The sequence below is a fragment of the Xanthovirga aplysinae genome (genome assembly GCF_009711365.1).
GTDB classification, from domain to species: Bacteria; Bacteroidota; Bacteroidia; order Cytophagales; family Cyclobacteriaceae; genus Xanthovirga; species Xanthovirga aplysinae.
Genome location: NZ_SMMB01000394.1, coordinates 1 through 1,405, shown reverse-complemented (window position 1 = coordinate 1,405; position 1,405 = coordinate 1). Strand labels below are relative to the sequence as shown.

Below are 1,405 nucleotides of genomic sequence, written 5' to 3'. Positions count from 1 at the left end.
TCAGCTTCCATTTCCTTAAAGATAGTAAAATTACTATCAATTAAAAACTTTTAGAGAATTTTTTTTAACCATCGAGTTTTAGATTTTTTAACTAAAATTGGGGAGATTCTCCATCCATAATTGTTTGTAATGCCCTAATTGTCTTTCATTAATGCCAATTATTTTTGAGAGAAGGGTCATAGTAAATGGGAATTTTATTAAAACTTCCAGTTTTTATTTCTAGAATTTAAATAGACTTTTTCCCCTAGAGGTCTTTCTAATTAATTTTCAATTATTATTTCCTTTTAATTGATTCATTATTACTTTGTAGGCATATCCTCCTTTACTTTTAGAGGCTCCACTTGCCATTGTAGATTCATAGGTGCTTGGGAACTTAAAATTACTTAAAATCCCTGACAACGCTTTTGGATCAGGCCATAACATTATCTCCTTTGCTTGTTCCGCCCAAATGCCCATATCTATCAACAATTGATAATAGTGTTTAACATCTAAAGTAAATTTAGCTCCACGTAAAGAATAGTTTAAGCTATCATCTTTAGTCCTAGTATCTATTATTTCCTTTATTATTTTGGCAGGGTCCAGAATATTTTCTTTTTGTTTCTTTTGCCTCTTCCCTCCTACTGTCTTTATATTTGTTGAACTGGGATATAGTTGCTCAAACTTATTAATATTCGACTCGTTCTTTTCAATAAAGAATTCTAAACGCTCTGTTTTTCTTCCATTCTTATGTTCTTTTACCTCTACCTTTAAGAAAGTTTTCTCATTAATTTCTCTTAGAGCCACATTCAATACCTTTTGCTTAAAATTACCATAGAGAGGATATTTCTCCTCAACATTCAGCATTGACTTTAAATCCTCAACTAAAACATTGAAGGGCTCATACCTGGCATTTGGAAGTTTCTTTAAGCCTTTATATCTCATGCACATTTGATATATTCTCTTTGCAAAAGTCGAATTGAGCTTTAAAGATTCAATATTATAAAATAGAGTAAAATCCGTTTTCTTTTTTGCAATCCTAATAATATCCCTATCTACAGTTAATCGCAAAATACTATTATCAATCAACTCTGCTTTTGATATAAGTCCTGTTAATGCTTCCCTATTATCATCTTGAAAATAAATTTCAACATCTCTTAGATTTTGAGCGTATTTTAACATTCGTTTAGTCACGTACTCCTTCCCTGAGATTTTTTCCAGATCCTTAATATCTAAATAAAAAAGATAGGTCTTTTCAGATTGACTACCCAGCGGGGTGGCTTTTTCCAGCTCCCTCTCCTCTTCCTCACTAAGTTTCATATTATTAACCTGCACGAGCAAGGAAGTAAATATATCTATTTCCAATGCCTTCAGGTTATGCCTGGACTCCGTAAAGGCATTATCCTGAGTGGCAATACTCTGCTCTAAA

Annotated in this window: 1 protein-coding gene; it reads right to left on the bottom strand. The window is 32.1% G+C overall.

The features are described from left to right. Window positions 1–267: 267 nt before the first annotated feature. Window positions 268–1,405, bottom strand: a 1,138-nt coding sequence (locus tag E1171_RS01370) for a replication initiation protein (RefSeq protein ID WP_155203335.1), incomplete at its 5' end; no start/stop codon positions are given.